General features: G+C 64.9%; 16 protein-coding genes. 1 reads left to right on the top strand and 15 read right to left on the bottom strand.

Going from position 1 to position 15,939, the window contains the following annotated elements; translation table 11 throughout:
• Nucleotides 1-833 precede the first annotated feature (833 nt).
• The 13 genes from ACQREB_RS04415 to ACQREB_RS04355 form a co-directional block, all read right to left on the bottom strand.
• Nucleotides 834-1,058: a hypothetical protein gene (locus tag ACQREB_RS04415; RefSeq protein WP_427765783.1), complete on the bottom strand. Its 225-nt coding sequence runs from the start codon at nucleotides 1,056-1,058 to the stop codon at nucleotides 834-836.
• A 12-nt stretch (nucleotides 1,059-1,070) separates the two neighbouring features.
• Complete coding sequence (locus tag ACQREB_RS04410; protein WP_427765780.1) at nucleotides 1,071-2,558, bottom strand: sodium ion-translocating decarboxylase subunit beta; 1,488 nt, start codon at nucleotides 2,556-2,558, stop codon at nucleotides 1,071-1,073.
• Between the two features lie 27 nt (nucleotides 2,559-2,585).
• Entirely contained in the window at nucleotides 2,586-2,753 is a 168-nt protein-coding gene (locus tag ACQREB_RS04405) for a hypothetical protein (RefSeq protein WP_427765778.1), read from the bottom strand.
• Between the two features lie 40 nt (nucleotides 2,754-2,793).
• Nucleotides 2,794-3,201 (bottom strand): biotin/lipoyl-containing protein, encoded by a 408-nt coding sequence (locus tag ACQREB_RS04400; protein ID WP_427765776.1) that lies wholly within the window; start codon nucleotides 3,199-3,201, stop codon nucleotides 2,794-2,796.
• Between the two features lie 57 nt (nucleotides 3,202-3,258).
• Nucleotides 3,259-3,678, bottom strand: coding sequence for a hypothetical protein (locus ACQREB_RS04395; protein WP_427765773.1), 420 nt, complete (start codon nucleotides 3,676-3,678; stop codon nucleotides 3,259-3,261).
• Nucleotides 3,679-3,799: 121 nt separating this feature from the next.
• On the bottom strand, nucleotides 3,800-5,710 hold the full coding sequence (locus tag ACQREB_RS04390; protein WP_427765772.1) for an NADH-quinone oxidoreductase subunit L: 1,911 nt from the start codon (nucleotides 5,708-5,710) through the stop codon (nucleotides 3,800-3,802).
• Nucleotide 5,711: 1 nt separating this feature from the next.
• Nucleotides 5,712-6,011, bottom strand: coding sequence for an NADH-quinone oxidoreductase subunit NuoK (gene nuoK / locus ACQREB_RS04385; protein WP_427765769.1), 300 nt, complete (start codon nucleotides 6,009-6,011; stop codon nucleotides 5,712-5,714).
• Nucleotides 6,012-6,031: 20 nt separating this feature from the next.
• Nucleotides 6,032-6,565, bottom strand: coding sequence for an NADH-quinone oxidoreductase subunit J family protein (locus ACQREB_RS04380; protein ID WP_427765768.1), 534 nt, complete (start codon nucleotides 6,563-6,565; stop codon nucleotides 6,032-6,034).
• Between the two features lie 107 nt (nucleotides 6,566-6,672).
• The gene (locus ACQREB_RS04375; protein ID WP_427765767.1) at nucleotides 6,673-9,174 is read right to left on the bottom strand and encodes a beta-N-acetylglucosaminidase domain-containing protein; all 2,502 of its coding nucleotides are present in this window, start codon (nucleotides 9,172-9,174) and stop codon (nucleotides 6,673-6,675) included.
• A 42-nt stretch (nucleotides 9,175-9,216) separates the two neighbouring features.
• Nucleotides 9,217-9,828 carry a tRNA (guanosine(46)-N7)-methyltransferase TrmB gene (trmB, locus tag ACQREB_RS04370; RefSeq protein ID WP_427765765.1) on the bottom strand — a complete coding sequence of 204 codons (612 nt, stop codon included), beginning with the start codon at nucleotides 9,826-9,828 and terminating at the stop codon, nucleotides 9,217-9,219.
• 10 nt (nucleotides 9,829-9,838) lie between these two features.
• Entirely contained in the window at nucleotides 9,839-10,144 is a 306-nt protein-coding gene (locus ACQREB_RS04365; protein ID WP_427765763.1) for a YhbY family RNA-binding protein, read from the bottom strand.
• Nucleotides 10,145-10,213: 69 nt separating this feature from the next.
• On the bottom strand, nucleotides 10,214-11,305 hold the full coding sequence (prfA, locus tag ACQREB_RS04360) for a peptide chain release factor 1 (RefSeq protein ID WP_427765761.1): 1,092 nt from the start codon (nucleotides 11,303-11,305) through the stop codon (nucleotides 10,214-10,216).
• Between the two features lie 130 nt (nucleotides 11,306-11,435).
• Entirely contained in the window at nucleotides 11,436-13,178 is a 1,743-nt protein-coding gene (locus tag ACQREB_RS04355; RefSeq protein WP_427765758.1) for an SUMF1/EgtB/PvdO family nonheme iron enzyme, read from the bottom strand.
• A gap of 136 nt (nucleotides 13,179-13,314) precedes the next feature.
• Here ACQREB_RS04355 and ACQREB_RS04350 point away from each other — a divergent pair, with 136 nt between their 5' ends.
• Nucleotides 13,315-14,172 carry a prephenate dehydrogenase gene (locus ACQREB_RS04350; RefSeq protein WP_427765756.1) on the top strand — a complete coding sequence of 286 codons (858 nt, stop codon included), beginning with the start codon at nucleotides 13,315-13,317 and terminating at the stop codon, nucleotides 14,170-14,172.
• A 33-nt stretch (nucleotides 14,173-14,205) separates the two neighbouring features.
• Here the strand turns inward: ACQREB_RS04350 and tatC are convergent, their stop codons facing one another.
• Nucleotides 14,206-15,051, bottom strand: a complete 846-nt coding sequence (gene tatC / locus ACQREB_RS04345) for a twin-arginine translocase subunit TatC (RefSeq protein ID WP_427765754.1) — start codon at nucleotides 15,049-15,051, stop codon at nucleotides 14,206-14,208.
• A gap of 55 nt (nucleotides 15,052-15,106) precedes the next feature.
• Nucleotides 15,107-15,874, bottom strand: coding sequence for a Fe-S cluster assembly ATPase SufC (gene sufC / locus ACQREB_RS04340; RefSeq protein ID WP_427765752.1), 768 nt, complete (start codon nucleotides 15,872-15,874; stop codon nucleotides 15,107-15,109).
• Nucleotides 15,875-15,939 lie beyond the last annotated feature (65 nt).

Below are 15,939 nucleotides of genomic sequence, written 5' to 3'. Positions count from 1 at the left end.
GCGCCCCGCGACGAATCCGCATGAAATGCGGAACAAGAATAACCCCATGCGGCGGAAGCTGCTTGGGGCTGGGGCACACAAAAGGAACACGCGCCTGAAAGGCGCAACTTCCCCGCGGGAACGGCGCGCCGCGAGACGCCGGACGCTCCGGGCGGTTGCGCCTTTTAGGCGCGCTCGATGAGCGCGGCGTTCCCCAAGCGCGCGCTCCGCGTCGCGCATGGGGTTACTTTTGTTCCGCCCCGACGGGGCGTTTTCTGCGTGAATCCGCGAAATCCGCGGGAGATTTTTCCCGCGGCCGAGCGTTCCCGCAATCGCGCTCCTGCAGAGCGCATTTTTTCTGTATGGTTTTCGTAGGGCTGCGCGAACGAGTTCGCTTGCCCTACGCTGACTAATTTCGCCCCTTCGAGGCTTTTGAAAATCCTTCCGCGCTTTGAAAAGCCCCCGTCGGGGGCGTCCCTCTTTGAAACCCCAGGTGGGAACCTGGGGCAGGGCGGAAAATCCGACAAGCCCCGTCGGGGCGATCCTGCTCCGGGCGCGTTCGTCCGCCGCGGGAACAGGGTCGCCTTTACAAGGCTTTTCCGCTTCGTGCGCATTCCCCGGGCTTCCGCCCGGGTTTCTTTTGGGGCAGCCCCGACGGGGCTTTCATCTGTGTTTATCCGCGACATCCGCGGCAAAAAAAACTTTCTGCCCTCGCGCGCGGCGTTCCCGCGCCCCGCGACGAAGACGTGGACGTCTTCGCCCCCAAGGGCGCGTTTCTTCGGGCGTTTTCTGCGTGAATCCGCGAAATTCGCGGGAGATTTTTTCCCGCGCGTCCGCGCGTTCCCGGAGAAGCGTCAGTCCTCTGCGTCGTCTTCGCTGTGGCGGCGGAAGACGCCGCGCATGATGACGAGCAGCCCGACGAGGCAGAATGCGTGACCGAGAATCATCACGGCGAAGCGCACGTCGCCGACTTCGATGAGGGGACAGACGATTCTGGAAATCAGCACGCCGACGAGCGCGACGGATATACCGATGATCCAATGTTTCTGCGCCGCGATCTCGGATTTTTTCGGCGGCATGGCGGGAACGGCTCAGAGCGCGGCGGAAGTCGCCGCCCAGATTTTTTCGAGCTCGGGCACGAGCGCGATGTAAACGCCCGTGAAGATCGCCGACGTGATGACGCCGGAAATGTTGATGCCGAGCGAATCCGGGAGCACGATGACGTCCGGCGCGACGCGGGAGACTTCCTTCTGCGCGATCTTCGCGCAGGTCGGCACGCAGGACACGCCGGCGACGCCGCAGACGGGATTGAAGCGCCGTCCGGAAAGCAGGTAAAGCACGTAGCCGCCGAGGATGCCGCCCGTCGCCGAAATCGTCAGCGCGATGATGCCGAGCACGAGCAGGATCAGCACTTTTTCGTCCAGCAGCGTTCCCGCGGAGCAGAGCAGCCCGAGCACGAGGCCGAGAAAGAACGTGCCGCCGTAAAGGAAGACCTGGTCGATCAGGCGGACGAAGGACTGAATGCCCGCCTCGCGCACGGCGATGCCGACGAAGAGCGAGCAGAACAGCGGAGCGCCGACCGGGAAGAGCAGGCAGAGCACGCCGCAGGCGACGACCGCGAAGGCGATTTTTTCCGTCGCCGTGACCTTCACCGGCTTCTTCGGCGGCGCGTTGCGCACGCGGCGCAGCTTTTCCGGAACGAGGAAGCGGATCAGGAACGGATACGCGCCGTAGGTGATGCCGAGGTAAAGGTAGGCGACCACCGTGATCGGCACGAAAAGATGCTTGGCGAGCTGCAGCGAACCGAAGAGCACCATCGGACCGTCCGCACCGCCGATGAGGGCGACCGAAGCCGCTTCGCCGAGGCTGAGACCGCAGAGCACGGCGACCGGGAACGTGACCATCGTGCCGAGTTCCGCGCAGAACGCCATGAAGATGCTCTGGAACGGGCGCGCCATCAGGAAGCCGACGTCCAACAGGACGCCGATGCCCATGAAGATGAAGCACGCGATCAGGTTGTTCGAAAACGCGTAGTTGTAAATCGGCTGAATCCAGTCGATCTGCATGAGGTCGACGATGTTTTCCGGCGTCTGCACGAGCGGCTCGAGATTCAGGTTGCCGGGAACGACGACCTTGCCCGTGAGCGGCGCGGCGACGCCGGCGGGATCCGTGAGCTGCAGCGTTCCCGCGCGGGCGAACTCTTCGAGCCGCGCGGCGGATTCGACGGGAATGAATTTCGGGTCGGCGGCGTTCGTCGCGAAATCCGCCGAGTCCTTGATCGTGAAGAAGCGGACGTCGGACGTGTCTTCCGCGTTGATCCAGCGCGCGTCGTAGGTGCGTTCGGACTTCACGGCGCTCGACGGATCGAGGTAGAGCACGCCCGTGTTCGCGACGACCATGCCGAGCCCCATCGGGATCATCAGCAGGGGCTCGAGAATCCCCTTGCGCCCGAGAAACACGAGCGCGATGCCGAGCAGGGTGAGAACGACGCGCCCCCAGAAGATCGTGGAGTCCGAATCGACGAGCGTCGTGATTCCCTGAAAGAGCTGACGGAAAATTTCAATGATGTCGATATCCATAACGCAGTGCGGCGGGAGAGTCCGCGCTTATTTTTTCTTGGGCTCCGGCTTGGAGAAGATCTGGAGCACCAGATAGATGAACTTGATCGTCAGCGCGATGAACACCGCCACCGACGCCGCGATGACGATGACCCACGCGAGCCATTCGAGCGCGAAGGTCGCGCTCGGCCCGGATGCCGCAAGCAAGGAAAACATGGTCGCAGATTCGATTTTGGCGTTCCCGCGTAAGGCGAGCTCAGGCGATCGTCACGAGCGCCTGGCCTTCTTCCACGCCGTCGCCCACCGCCACGTTGACGGCGGCGATCTTGCCGGCGCGGTCCGCGTAGATGTAGGTGTTCATCTTCATCGCTTCGAGCGTGAGGACCTGGTCGCCTTCCTTGACGGAATCGCCGACCTTCACGTCCACGGAAACGACCTTGCCCGCCAACGGTGCGAGGACGGAACCGGCCGCCGCGGGGGCGGGAGCCGGCTTCGGCGCGGGCGCCGGGGAAGGCGCGGGAGCGGAGACCGGGGCGGACTTCACGGGCGCGGGCGCCGCGGGAGCAGCCGGGGCCGCGGGAGCGGCGGCGGCGGTTTCTTCGCCTTCGATTTCGACGAGCACTTCGTAAACTTTGCCGTTAACGGTGACTTTAAGTTTTTTCATGGTATTCGGGGAGGATGTTTTAAATTAAAGGAAAAGGGAAAGGGACGCGGGAACGTTTCAGCGCGTGTGTTCGATCTGGTGCGAGGAATAGACCTGGCGGCGGCCTTCGAGCGACCATTCCGTCATCAGGTGTTCGATGTTCGGCGTCTTCATCGCGGCGAGGCGGACGTTGTGCACCTTGTATTTCTGACCGCGGAGCACGGTCGCCACGGAAGCGGCGACGACGGCGAGGATTTCCGGCGAGATGTCGCTTTCGGCGCGCAGCGCGGGAATGCTTGCGGGCGTCGGCGCGCGGACGGCGGCGACGGGAGACGACTTTTTCGCCGGCTTCTTGAACGAAGACATGTGTTCGGGCTTCGGCGGGAACGCGGCGGCGATTCCGCGGCCGAGAGCGGCGACCAGAATCAGAAAAACGACCGTTCCGAGGATGACCCACCCCATGATGCTCCAGGAGATTGCGAGGAATAATACGTTCATCGTAGAAAAAATCATTGCGCGCAAGCGTAGCGCAAAGCGGGAAAATCGTCAATCGACGATTTCGCAAAAAAACGTTCCCGCGTGTTTTCGCGGGAACGTTTTTCGGAAGGCGTGGCGAAGCTCAGTTCAGCGCGCCGGTGATGAGCAGCAGCGCGACGATCAGCGCGCCCGCCGCGATCCAGAAGACGCTCACGGCGGCGTTGCCCGTGTGGACGAAGCGGCGGATCAGCGAGCCGACCGTCGCGGGAATGCCGGCGACGATCGCGCGCATGCCGAGCCCGGAGACGAAGACCGTGTCGAGCAGGCTGACGAACATCGCGAAACGCTGCTGGACCTTCGCGATGTACCAGTCGTAAAGCGCGTCGCAGTAGCGGTATTCGAGCGCCTTGTAGGCGGTCGGATGCAGCGCGCGCAGACGGTCTTCGCCGGTGCTCGTGCGGTAGAACAGAATCGCGGCGACGAAGCCGACGACGAGAATCGCGACGCCCAGAATCAGCATCGGGGCGACGAGGTCCTGCTCGGCGAGCGCGTGGTGCAGCTCGCGGTAGCCGCCGGAGACCGCCGTCGTCGCCGCCGCCGGGAACAGCGCGTTCATCTTGCCGTCGAGCCACGGAAGCCCTTCCGTTCCCGCGAGGAACCAGCCCGCGCCGAGCGAGAAGATCACGCCCAGAACGACGAGCGGGACCGTCATCCACGGCGAGGATTCCTTCGCGTGCTCGGCACCGTGTCCGTGCGCCTTGCCGAGGAAGACCATCGCGAACATGCGGCCGACGTAGAGCGCCGTGCCGACCGCCGCGATCACGAGCGCGACGAACGCGGGAACGTTGCCCGTCAGATACGCGCCGGAAATGATCGCGTCCTTGGAATACCAGCCCGCGAACCACGGGAACGCCGCGATCGAAAGCCCCGCGACGACGAACGCCGCCGCCGTCAACGGCATCTTCTTGAGCAGACCGCCCATCTTCGTCATGTCCTGCTCGTGGTGGCAGGCGTGAATGACGGAGCCGGCGCAGAGGAACAGCGTCGCCTTGAAGAAGGCGTGCATCGCCATGTGCAGCAGCGCGATCTCGGGAAGCCCGAGCCCGATCGCCGCGCCCATGAAGCCGAGGTGGGAAAGCGTCGAATACGCGAGGGATTTCTTGATGTCCGTCTGGCCGAGCGCCGCGAGACCCGCGAGCGCCGCCATGCCCGCGCAGAGCCAGAGCATCGTCGTGAGCGCTTCCGGCGTGAGCAGGAAGAACACGCGCACCATGAAGAACACGCCCGCCGCGACCATCGTCGCCGCGTGGATGAGCGCGGAGACCGGCGTCGGGCCCGCCATCGCGTCCGTCAGCCACACGTGCAGCGGGAACTGCGCGGACTTGCCGAGGAAACCGCACATCAGCAGCAGCCCGACCGCGACGGACTTGTCTCCGCCGGCGGCCTCGAGCGCCGCAAAATCCGTCGTGCCGTAAAGGCTGTAGCACAAAATGATGCCGACGAGGAAGCCGAGGTCGCCGACGCGGTTCGCGATGAACGCCTTTTTCGACGCCATCGCCGCGTAGTCCGTCTCGAAGTAATGCGCGATCAGCATGTAGGAGCTGAAGCCGACGAGCTCCCAGAAAATGAAGGTCATGAAGAGATTCTTGGCGAGAATGATGCCGAGAATCGAGAACATGAACACGCTCAGCCCCGTGAAGAAGCGCCCGCGCGCCTTGTCGTCGTCCATGTAGCCGACGGAGAAGACGTGAATCCAGAACGCGACGAAGGTCACGACGAAGAGCATCGCCGCGCCGTTCTTGTCGATCATGAGCCCGAACGTCTCCAGCTCCTTGAACGAGCCGATCGTGAAGCCGGGCAGGGACGCCGTCGCCGTCGGATTCGCGGGATCGAGCCCGAGCAGCAGCTGCAGCGAAAGCACGAGAATCACGCCCGCCGCCGCGACGGAGACGACCGGCGCGCCCCAGCGGGAACGTCGGAAAAACAGCGCCGAAATCGCCGCCGCGACGAGCGGCGTCAGCAAAATGGTTTGAAGGAGCGTTGCGTTGTCCATCTTAGTTCTTCAGGTTGTTGAGTTCGTCGAGCGAAGCCGTCTTGCGCAGACGGAAGAACGAGACGATGAGCGCGAGCCCGACCGCCACTTCCGCCGCCGCCACGGCGATGATGAAGAAGCAGAAGACCGCCCCTTCCATCGTGTTCGTGAATTTCGCGAAGGAGACCAGCGCGAGCATCGCCGCCGTCAGCATCATTTCGAGCGACATGTAGACGACGAGAATGTTGCGGCGGACGAGCGCGCCCGTCAGCCCGATCGCGAAAAGCGTTCCCGAAAGAATCAGAAAATGTGCGAGTGTCATGGTCGTTTCCGAAAAAAAGATTAACGCGCGTCGTTCCGCGGGAGCGTGCGGCGCCGCGAATGCAGCATGAAGACCGCCGCCATCGCCGCGAGCAGGAGCATCGCGACCGCCTCGATCAGCAGCGCGTATTTGGTGAAGAGAATCTGCCCGAAGACTTTGGCTTCGGCGGAATAGGCGAGCGCGGTTTCGCCCGCGGCGGTCTCCGCCGGCAGCGCGCCGGAAAAGCCGAAAAGCCACACGGCGCCCGCCGTCGCGAGCGCGAGGAACACGAGCCCGCCCGCGGCGGTCTTCGCCCAGCCCGCCTTCAGCGGCTTCAGGTCCGGATCCGTCAGCATGATCACGAACAGGAAGAGCACGATCACCGCGCCCGCGTAGACCATGATCAGCAGCGTCGCCAGAAACGGCGCGTCCAGCAGGAAGAAGTTCGCGGCGACGCCCGCGATCGTGAGAATCATCGCCATCGCGGCGTTGACGGGCTTGCGGTTCACGACGACGAGCAGCCCGCTCACGAGCGTGAACGCGGCGAACAGGTAAAATAAGGCGTTTTCAACCATAATTGCGGGAAAGTCTAAACCTTCCCCCCCGCGAAAAAAAGCAAAAAAGAACGCCCGGGAAACGAAGCCGCCCGCGCCCGCCGTCCGGAGGCGCGGGCGGCCGCGCGTCACTTCTTCAGGATTTCGAAGACGCGGGCGGGGGCGTCCGGCGAGGCGGGAACGGTGACCGAGTTCGGCTCGGGCTGCCGGCAGCCGACGTCCGTGATGACGTAGATCACCCCACCCTCGTCGGCGGTGAAGGTTTCCGTTTCGGTCAGCGTGTAGAAGGAGAACAGGTCGCCGTCCGTCATCGCCCCGCGCGTGTTCGCCTTGGAGTCTTCGGGGACGTCGAACTTGAGCTGATTGATGCGGAACTCGACGGGCGCGGGCGACTTGTTCACGAGGCGGAAGAAGCGCACGCCCGCGTTCGGATCGACGGCCTTCTGCAGCTCGCCTTCGTGCGTGTGCGCGTCGAAGTCCTCCCACGTCTCGCCGTCGGTCGAGATTTCGATGCGGCATTTTTTCGCCGCCTCGGCGTCGTCGAGCTTCACGTGGACGTAGGTCGCGGGAACGCCTTCGGGCAGTTCGAGCCCGATGAACTGCGCGGGCGCGAGGCGCACGACTTCGAGGATGCGTTTCAGCGTCACGTAGATTCCGGAGCGCTCCGCCTGCAGGTCGCCGAGCGCGTCCACGTTCGTGAACGCCTTGTATTCGCCTTGCGGGGAGTGGGCTTTTTCGCCGAAGCTTTCGCAGAATTTCTTCCACTCGCCGGCGACGAGCTCGTCCGCGAGCGGCGTGAGCACCTTGGTCGCGACGCGGCAGCCGGTCGCCCACTGCTTGTCGCTCGGGAAGGTTTCCTCGCGGTGGCGTTTTTTCTGGGCTTCGAAATAGGTCTGCTGCCAGGTCGAGAGGACGGCGACGTTGCGGAAAATCGCCGCCTTGCGCGCGTCCGTTCTCGTGGGCTTCTCGATGAGCAGTTCCGCGCAGAGACCGATTTTTCCGAGTTTTTCGAACGATTTCACCCAGTATTCGATTTCGTGCCACAGCGCGGGATCCGCTTCCGGAAGACCGGGAACGATCCCGAGATTCGGCAGATTCGCGCCGTCTTTGAGAACGGCGGCGCTCTCGCGGATTTTGCCGAATTCGCGCCGGACGCGCTTGGCGTTTTTCTCGCTCAGCGTTCCCGTCTCGCGGTATTCCTTGAGAATTTCTTCCGCGACGGGGCCGAACGCCTCGGATTCTTCGCGGCGGTAGCCGTGCCCGTTTTTGCCCTGGTCGGAATTGTGCGTCGCGAAAATCTTCATCGCCTCGGCGATTCCCTTCTGCGGATAAAGCCGCGGGAACGCCGCGTTCCAGTTCTCCTCGGAGTCGAACGCGTCGATGTTCCACGTCCAGTCGGCGACGCCGAAGAGCGCGATTTTCGACGCCTCGGGCTTGTCCATCGGGTTCGAGGCGAATCCGGCGAGCTTGCCCTTGTTCGCCTTGTCGAGCCCGTAGGTGCGGCCGAGCAGCAGGTGCGTGCGGCAGTAGTCGTCCACCGGCCAGTTCCACCAGATGAACGGTGCGCGGCGGAAGTGCTCGGAGACGGCCTCGACGGCGGGCGCGGGAACGTCCGCGCAGATGGACGGCCCCGTCCACATGACGTTCACGTCGGCGTCGAGCTTTTCGCCGAGCGTCTTTTTGTAGTCGCTGCCGTGCGTTCCCGCGTAGTCCGTCGGGCACATGAGCAGCGGCGCGACGTCGGGCTTTTTCTTGATGAACTCGCGGTTGAGGAAGTTCAGCATTTCCGCCTGTTTTTCCGCCTTCGCGCCTTCGCCGCCGATGTCGTCGAAGAACACCGCGAACGCGCGGACGCCGAGCGCGTACATCGCCTCGAATTTTTTGAGCGCGGCGATCACGTCGTCGGGCACGCCGTCGCCGTCGGAATCGCCCCAGCGGATCGTGGCGCCCGGGTGGAGCGCCCAGATGAAGTCGACGTGATTTTCGCGCGAGGCGGCGACGAGTTCGGCGATCTGCTTCGCCTGCTCGGCGGGATATTCCTCGCGCCAGCTGTTCGAGTTGAAGCCGGAATACGGGTCGTCCTTCGGCCCGTAGATGTAGGCGTTCATCTTGTATTTTCCGTAGAAACGGATCTGGCTGAGGCGGCGCTCATGCTCCCAGGGCTTGCCGTAAAAGCCCTCGATGGAGCCGCGGAAAGGCACGTCGGGAAAATCGCGCACGACGCAGGGCTGCAGCGCGCCGTCCTTCTCGATCATCTGCGCGAGCGTCTGCGTCGCGTAGAAGATTCCGTCGTCGTCGCGCGCGCGGATTTCGATCTTTTCCGGCGAGACGGCGAGCGCGTAGGCGCCGCGGACGCTCGGGAGATCGTCGATTTCGTCCGCGAGGCGCGCGTCGATTTCGAGCGTTCCCGCCGGCGCGGTTCCGCGGGAACGCAGCGCCGCGGCGAGCGCGGGGAATTTTTCGACGGACGCGGGCGCGAGCGCCGTCGCGGGAACGGGCGCGAGGCGCAGTTCCTTCGCGCTCTGCACGCGCGGATAGACGTCGGAGGGCGCTCCGGCGAACGCGGGCGCGGCGACGAACGCGCCGAACGCGATCGCGGAAATGATGGTGGTCTGAGTGGAGGTATGCATGATGACGAAAAATGAAAAACGGCGGTGAGGCGTATGAATTTTTTACCGGCGCCGCGCGACGAGGTCGCGGTGCGCGTCGGGCAGAATGGACTGGAAATACGTCTCGCGCTCGAACGGCCACGGCTCGTCGGGCAGGATTTCCCAGGCGGGATGCGCGGCGACGTGTTCCCGCGCCCATTCGAAAAATTCCGCGTGGTCGGTGCGGAAAAAGATTCTCGCGCCGGGGCGGGAACGCGCGGCCCAGAGGTCGAGCGTCGCCGTCTGCACGATGCGGTTCTTGTGGTGGCGCTTTTTCGGCCACGGATCGAGGAAGAGCAGAAACAGCTTGTCGAGCATGACCTTCGGCGGGAGCGCCTCGAAGAACTCTTCGGCGTCCGCCTTGAAGAAATCGAGATTCGACAGGCCGGCGAGGTCGCGCTTGCGCAGCGCGCGCTCGACGCGCTTCGTAATCAGGTCGATGCCGATGCAGCTTTCCTGCGGGAACGCGGCGGCGTAGGCGGCGAGAAAATGCCCGTGCCCGCAGCCGATTTCGAGCGTGAGCCCGTTGAGCGAAAATCCGCCGATGAGCTCTTCCGGGAGCGCTCCCGCGATCTTCCTGCGCAGCGCGTCGATGCGCGCGGCGCGGTCCGCCATGGCTTTTTCGTAGTCGGACATGGCGGCTTTCTCAACGCGCTTCGGGCGCGCGCGGCTTGAAGAACGCGGCGGTCTTGCCGACCTGCGAGACGCAGAGCGCGCCCGCGGCGGCCTCGATTTCGCCGCAGAGCTTCATGATCGCCCTGCGGTCGGGCGTGTGGAAGCGCGCCTTGACGAGATCGTCGTGCTTGAAGACGAGCTCGAGCTGGCGGACGATTTCCGCGAGCGCGGTGTCGCGGCCGATCTGGACTTTCGCCTCGATCGTCTGCGCGCGGCCGCGGAGTTTTTTCTTTTCCGCCCCGGAGAGAGCGGCGAAGGGATTTTCGGAATCGTTCATGGAAACGGAAAGTGAAAATGGAGGTTTACGTTCGGAAATTCGGGAAGCGGCTCGGAGCTCGCTGCGGCGTCAGGCTTTCTCCGCGACGCCGAGCTCGGCGAGCTTGGCGCGCATGTCGGCTTCCTGAAGCGCGGCGAGCAGCTCGCCGATTTCGCCGTCGACGATCTGCGGGAGCCCGTGCAGCGTGAGCCCGATGCGGTGGTCGGTGAGGCGGTTCTGCGGGAAGTTGTAGGTGCGGATGCGCTCGGAGCGATCGCCGCTGCCGATCTGATTTTTGCGGCGTTCGGCGTATTTCGAGCGCTCCTCCTCCTGCTTCTTTTCGTAGATGCGCGAGAGGAGAATCTTCATCGCCTTGGCGCGGTTGCGCAGCTGCGAACGCTCGTCCGCGCAATAGACCATGATGCCCGTCGGCTTGTGGATGATCTGCACGGCGGACTCGGTCTTGTTCACGTGCTGCCCGCCCGCGCCGGACGCGCGGCAGACGGTCAGCTCGATGTCCTCGGGCGCGATCTGCACGTCCACTTCCTCGGCTTCGGGGAGCACGGCGACGGTCGCGGCGGAGGTGTGGACGCGCCCGGCGGCCTCGGTCGCGGGAACGCGCTGCACGCGGTGCACGCCGCTCTCGAACTTGAGCATCTTGTAGACGTCCGTTCCCGTGATGAGCACGGAGACTTCCTTGAAGCCGCCGATTTCGGACGGCGCCGAGCCGAGGATTTCCCACTTCCAGCCGCAGGATTCGGCATAGCGCGTGTACATGCGGAAAAGGTCGCCCGCGAAGAGCGACGCCTCGTCGCCGCCCGTTCCCGCGCGGATTTCGACGATGGTGTTGCGCGAGTCCGTCGGCTCGGGCGGAATCATCGCGAGCATGAGCTTTTCGTGAAGTTTTTCGGCGTCGGCTTCGAGCTGGGGGATTTCCTCCTCGGCGAGCGCGCGGAGCTCGGCGTCCGTTCCCGCGTCGGCGACGAGCTCGCGGTTTTCCTCGAGCGCGCGGAGCGTTCCCGCGCATTTTTCGTGCAGGGCGACGGTCTCGGCGAGGCGGGACTGCTCGGCGGAGATTTCGGCGGCGCGTCGGCGGTCGTCGTAAAAATCGGGCGCGTTCATCAGCGCTTCGATTTCGGCGAGCCGCGCGCGCGCGGGAGCGATGTCGGGAAGGGAAAACATGGTGAGCGCGAGGCGCTTTGGAAGGTGGAATGTGTAAGGTGGAATGTGGAAGGTGTAAGGGAGTTTAGGAGTTGAGAAGTTTAGGAGTAATTACCTTTTCGACTCCTCGACTTCGTTCACGCGCGAAGCGCTATTCTTCCACCACGACGCGGAAACCGCGCAGGCGGCTTTTTTCCTTGCGCAGCGATTTCTGGACGTGCTCGGCGGCGAGGAGCTTCGTCGGGAACTGGCAGTCGCCGCCGACCGCCGTCGCGGAAACGCCGTCGTCGCCGTTTTCGGAAATCCACTCGGAGACGTTCCCGTAGAGGTCGCAGAATCCGGCGGCGTTCGGCGCCCGTGTTCCGCAGCGGTGAATCCGCGCGTCGGAATTTTCGAGCGTCCACGCGTGCTCTTCGATCGTCGCTTCGTCGAACGTTCCCGCGGCGGCGAGAAATTCCTCGATCGTCGGCAGACGCACGGCGCGGCCGAGCAGCACGGCGAGCCGCGCGCAGAAGGCTTCCGCGTCTTCGAACGAAACGGATTCGACGGGCGCGAGCGGCTCGGCGGCGTCCGCGCTCGGATTTTCGTCCATCACGAAGGTGTAGAGCGCCTGCGAGACTTCCGTCCGGAGCATGCGGCGCGCTTCCGCGGGAACGCCGGGAATCGGCAGCAGCGCGTCGAAGACCGCCTTCTGGATCTGCGGCAGATCGCGGCTCTTCACGTTGAGATAGGCGAGGCGCGTGCGCATTTCCGGCGTGATGAGCGTGCTCTGCGGGAACTTTTCGGCGATGCGCGCGGCGATGACGGCGTTGCTGCGCGCGAGCAGCTGCACGCGGTCCGTCCCGCGTTCGCGGATCGCCTCGCGGAGCGCCGCGTCGTTTTCCTGAAATTCGGCGAAGTCCGGACGCGCCTCCGTGTTCGCGCGGGCCGCCTCGATTTCGCGGCGTCGCTCCGCGGACGCGAAGCGGGAACGCGGGAAATTCTTTTCGAGAAGCTGCTGCGTGCGCCAGGTCTTTTCCCAGGCTTCGGCGGCGGCCTTCCAGTCTTTGCGCGCCTCGGCGTCGAGCGCCTCTTTTCTGAAGTTTTCCGTCTTTTCGAAATCCGCGGAGGAATCGACGGTCTCGACGAGCTGGTTGAGGCGCGCGATGCTCTGCGAGTCCGACGCGGAAACGGCGCGGTAGTCGCTCCAGAGGCGGTTGCGCAGCTTCAGCGCCTCGCGCAGGTCGCGGTTGGCGGCGCGCCAGTCCTGCTTTTCGAGCGCGTCGGTTCCGCTTTTTTCGAGCGCGGCGGCGCGCGCCTCCATCGGGATCGCCTGCATCGCGAGCATGCGGTTGTGCAGCCCGACGGTGCGCGCGTGGCTGCGCTTTTCGGCGAGCGCGTACTGCGTCTCGATGCGGCGCTCCTGCTCGGCGGCTTCGCGGAAAAGCTTTTCCGCGGCGGCGTAGCTCTTCTTTTCGGCGAGGCGCTCGGCTTCGGCTTCGAGCTTCAGCGTGCGTTCCCGGATCTTGTCGCCGCGCAGCGTGTGCAGCTTGCGGCGCATCTTGTCGAGACGCAGATTCGAACGGACGTCGATGCCCGAATACGCCAGATATTTTTCGTAGGCGGCGACCGCCTGCTCGTAGACGTCGATGTCTTCGGGCGCGATTTTCTCGCGCTTGATCTCGTGCGCGGAATTGAATTTCGCCTCCAGCGCGAGAAATTCGCGGTGGCACGCCTGCGCCTTGTCGCCGTCCACCTGGAGCGCGAACGAATCGTCCGTGCGCTCCTTGGAGCCTTTGAGCGAACTCGCGTACCAGCAGGCGGCGACGACGACCGCGCCCGCGAGAATCATCAGCAGAAAGGCGCCGACGCCGCCGCGCTTTTTTCGAAGAAACGTCTGATTTCGGAAATGCATTTTCTTTTCGGAAGAACCCGCGCGGACGAGCGGGCGGGAACGTTCCCGCGAAAGCCGCTTTCCGACGCGTTTCGTTGAATACTTGTAAAAATCCGCGATAAAGGCAAAATCAAAGAAAATTCTTTCCCTCAGCCGCGTGAAAATCCGAAAACTTTCCATCCTCGGCGCCGGGCTTCTCGGCGCATCCGTCATGCAGGCCGCCAAGGCGCGCGGCGTCGCCGCCGAATGCGTCGCCTGGTCGCGCAGCGCGGGAACGCGCGCCGCCTGCCGCGCCGCCGCCTACGTCGACGCCGTGTTCGACACGCCGCGCGAGGCCGTCGCCGGCGCGGACGTCGTCGTCGCCTGCGTTCCCGTGGACCGCATCGCGCCGCTGTTCGCGGAATGCGTTCCCGCGCTCGCGCCCGGCGCGCTGCTCACGGACGTCGGCAGCGTCAAGGCCGCGATCTGCGCCGAGACGGACCGCCTGCTCCCGCCGGACGTCGCCTTCGCGGGCGCGCACCCGATGGCGGGCTCGGAGCTCAGCGGCATCGCCGCCGCGCGCGCCGACCTGCTCGAAGACCATCTCTGCTTCATCGCCGACGACGCGCGTTCCCGCCGCACGGGCGCGCGCGAACGCGCCGAGGCGTTCTGGGCCGCGCTCGGCATGCGCACGCGTCGCGTCGATCCCGCCGAGCACGACGCGATCGTCGCCCACGTCAGCCACCTGCCGCACGCCGTCGCCGCCGCGCTCGCCGCCGCGCTCGCGGAAAAGCCCCTCGCCTGGCGCGAATGCGGCGCGGGCGGGCTGCGCGACACGACGCGCGTCGCCGCCGGAGAGCCGCACGTCTGGCGCGCCATTCTCGAAGAAAACCGCGGAGAAATCCTGCCCGCGCTCGAGCTTTTCCGCGCGCGCCTCGACGCGCTTCACGCCGCGCTGCGCGGGAACGATTCCGCCGCGCTCCTCGAAATCCTTTCCGCCGCCTCCGCCTGGCGCCTCCCCCTCTCGCGGAAGTGAAGCTTGCGGCGGCGAAGCGCGGACTCGCTCCCGTCACAGAATGCGCAGATCTTCGCCGGCGGGAGCGGTGGCGTCTTCCGCTTTCGCGGGCGTCGCGGAAGCTTCGCGCGCTTCCGCGGCGAGCTTGCGCTTCAGCAGAAAATCGCCGACGCAGACCGCGCCGAGATAGAGCGCGAAGAGCATTCCCGCGAGCGCGAGCACCGCGACGGGATCGCCCGTCGGCGAAACGAACGCCGTGAGCACGAGAATGCCCGCCGCGACCCAGCGCCAGCCGCGCAGCAGCGCGCGCGTCGAGACGAGCTCCAGATACTGCAGTGCGACGACGAGCAGCGGGAACTCGAAGAGCGCGCCGACGAAAAGCACGAGCAGCACGACGAAGCCGTAGTAGTCCGCCGCGAGCCAGTTGACGCGCAGCCCCATCTGCTCCGAGAAAAAATACATGAAGCGGATCGAAAGCGGCGCGAGCACGAAGAACGCCAGCGCCGCGCCCGCCGCGAAAAGCCCGAGCGAGGCGGCGCAGAGCGGCACGAGGCGCCGCCGTTCCCGCGCCGTGAGCGCCGGCGCGACGAAGCCCGCGATTTTCCAGAGCGCGAACGGTCCCGCGAGCACGACGCCGCCGAGCAGCGCGATGTTCAGCAGAATCGAAAACGGATCCGAAAAGCGCATCGCCGCGAGCGCCGTTTCCGCGTCGGCGGCGAAGGCCGTTCCCGCCGCGGCGCGTTCGAGCGGCAGCCGCAGCAGCGCAAAAATCTCTTTGTAGAAAATCAGCGACGCCGTCGCCGCGACCGCGAACGCCGCGATGCACGCGAAGAGCGTCATGCGGAGCGCCTCCAGGTGCTCCCAAAACGACATTTCATCGGGCTCGCGCGGCTCTTTCATCGGCGTTCAAAAGAGGGGAGACGCGACGCTCCGGCTCGCGTCCGCCATGGGTTCGTCACGCGCCGGCGATGAAGTTCTCCTTCACCCAGGCGTAGCCGTGCTTCTCGAGCTCGAGCGCGAGCTCCTTGCCGCCCGTGTGCACGATGCGCCCTTCCGCCATGATGTGCACCTTGTCGGGGACGATGTAGTCCAGCAGCCGCTGATAGTGCGTGATCACCAGCGCGCCGAAGCCGTCCCCGCGCATCCGGTTCACGCCCTCGGAGACGATGCGCAGCGCGTCGATGTCCAGCCCGGAATCCGTCTCGTCCAGAATCGCGTACGACGGCGCCGCCATCATCATCTGCAGAATGTCGCAGCGCTTCTTCTCGCCGCCGGAAAAGCCTTCGTTCACGGCGCGCGACGTGAACTTGCGGTCCATCTTCAGCGCGTCCATCTTCTCGTAAAGCTCCGCGTAAAACGCCTTCGCGTTGAGCGTTTCGCCGGGCGCGAGCCGCGCCGTCCGCATCGCGCGGATGAAGTTCGCGATCGTCACTCCGGGGATTTCCGCCGGATACTGAAACGCCACGAAAAGCCCCAGGCGCGCGATCTCGTCCGGCTTCTTCCCGAGAATCGGCACGCCGTCCAAAAACGCCTCGCCCGCCGTGACCGTGTAGTCCGGGTGCCCCGCGAGCGCCTTCGCCAGCGTCGATTTGCCCGTGCCGTTCGGCCCCATGACGGCGTGAACCTCGCCCTTCGGGAGCGTCAGCGAAAAATTTTTCAGGATTTCGCGCTCGCCGATCGAGACGCACAGATCACGGATTTCCAAGGAATGGCTGTTCATCATGACAAAATTTTCAAAACGGAACCTTCAGTGTGAGGGTTTCCCGCGCAAAAAGAAAGATTAAAGAA

The sequence above is a fragment of the Candidatus Spyradosoma sp. SGI.093 genome (genome assembly GCF_050314555.1).
In the GTDB taxonomy this organism is placed as follows: Bacteria; Verrucomicrobiota; Verrucomicrobiia; order Opitutales; family UBA953; genus Spyradosoma.
Note: the sequence above shows the minus strand (reverse complement) of the source record. Positions and strands in the feature narration are given on the sequence as shown.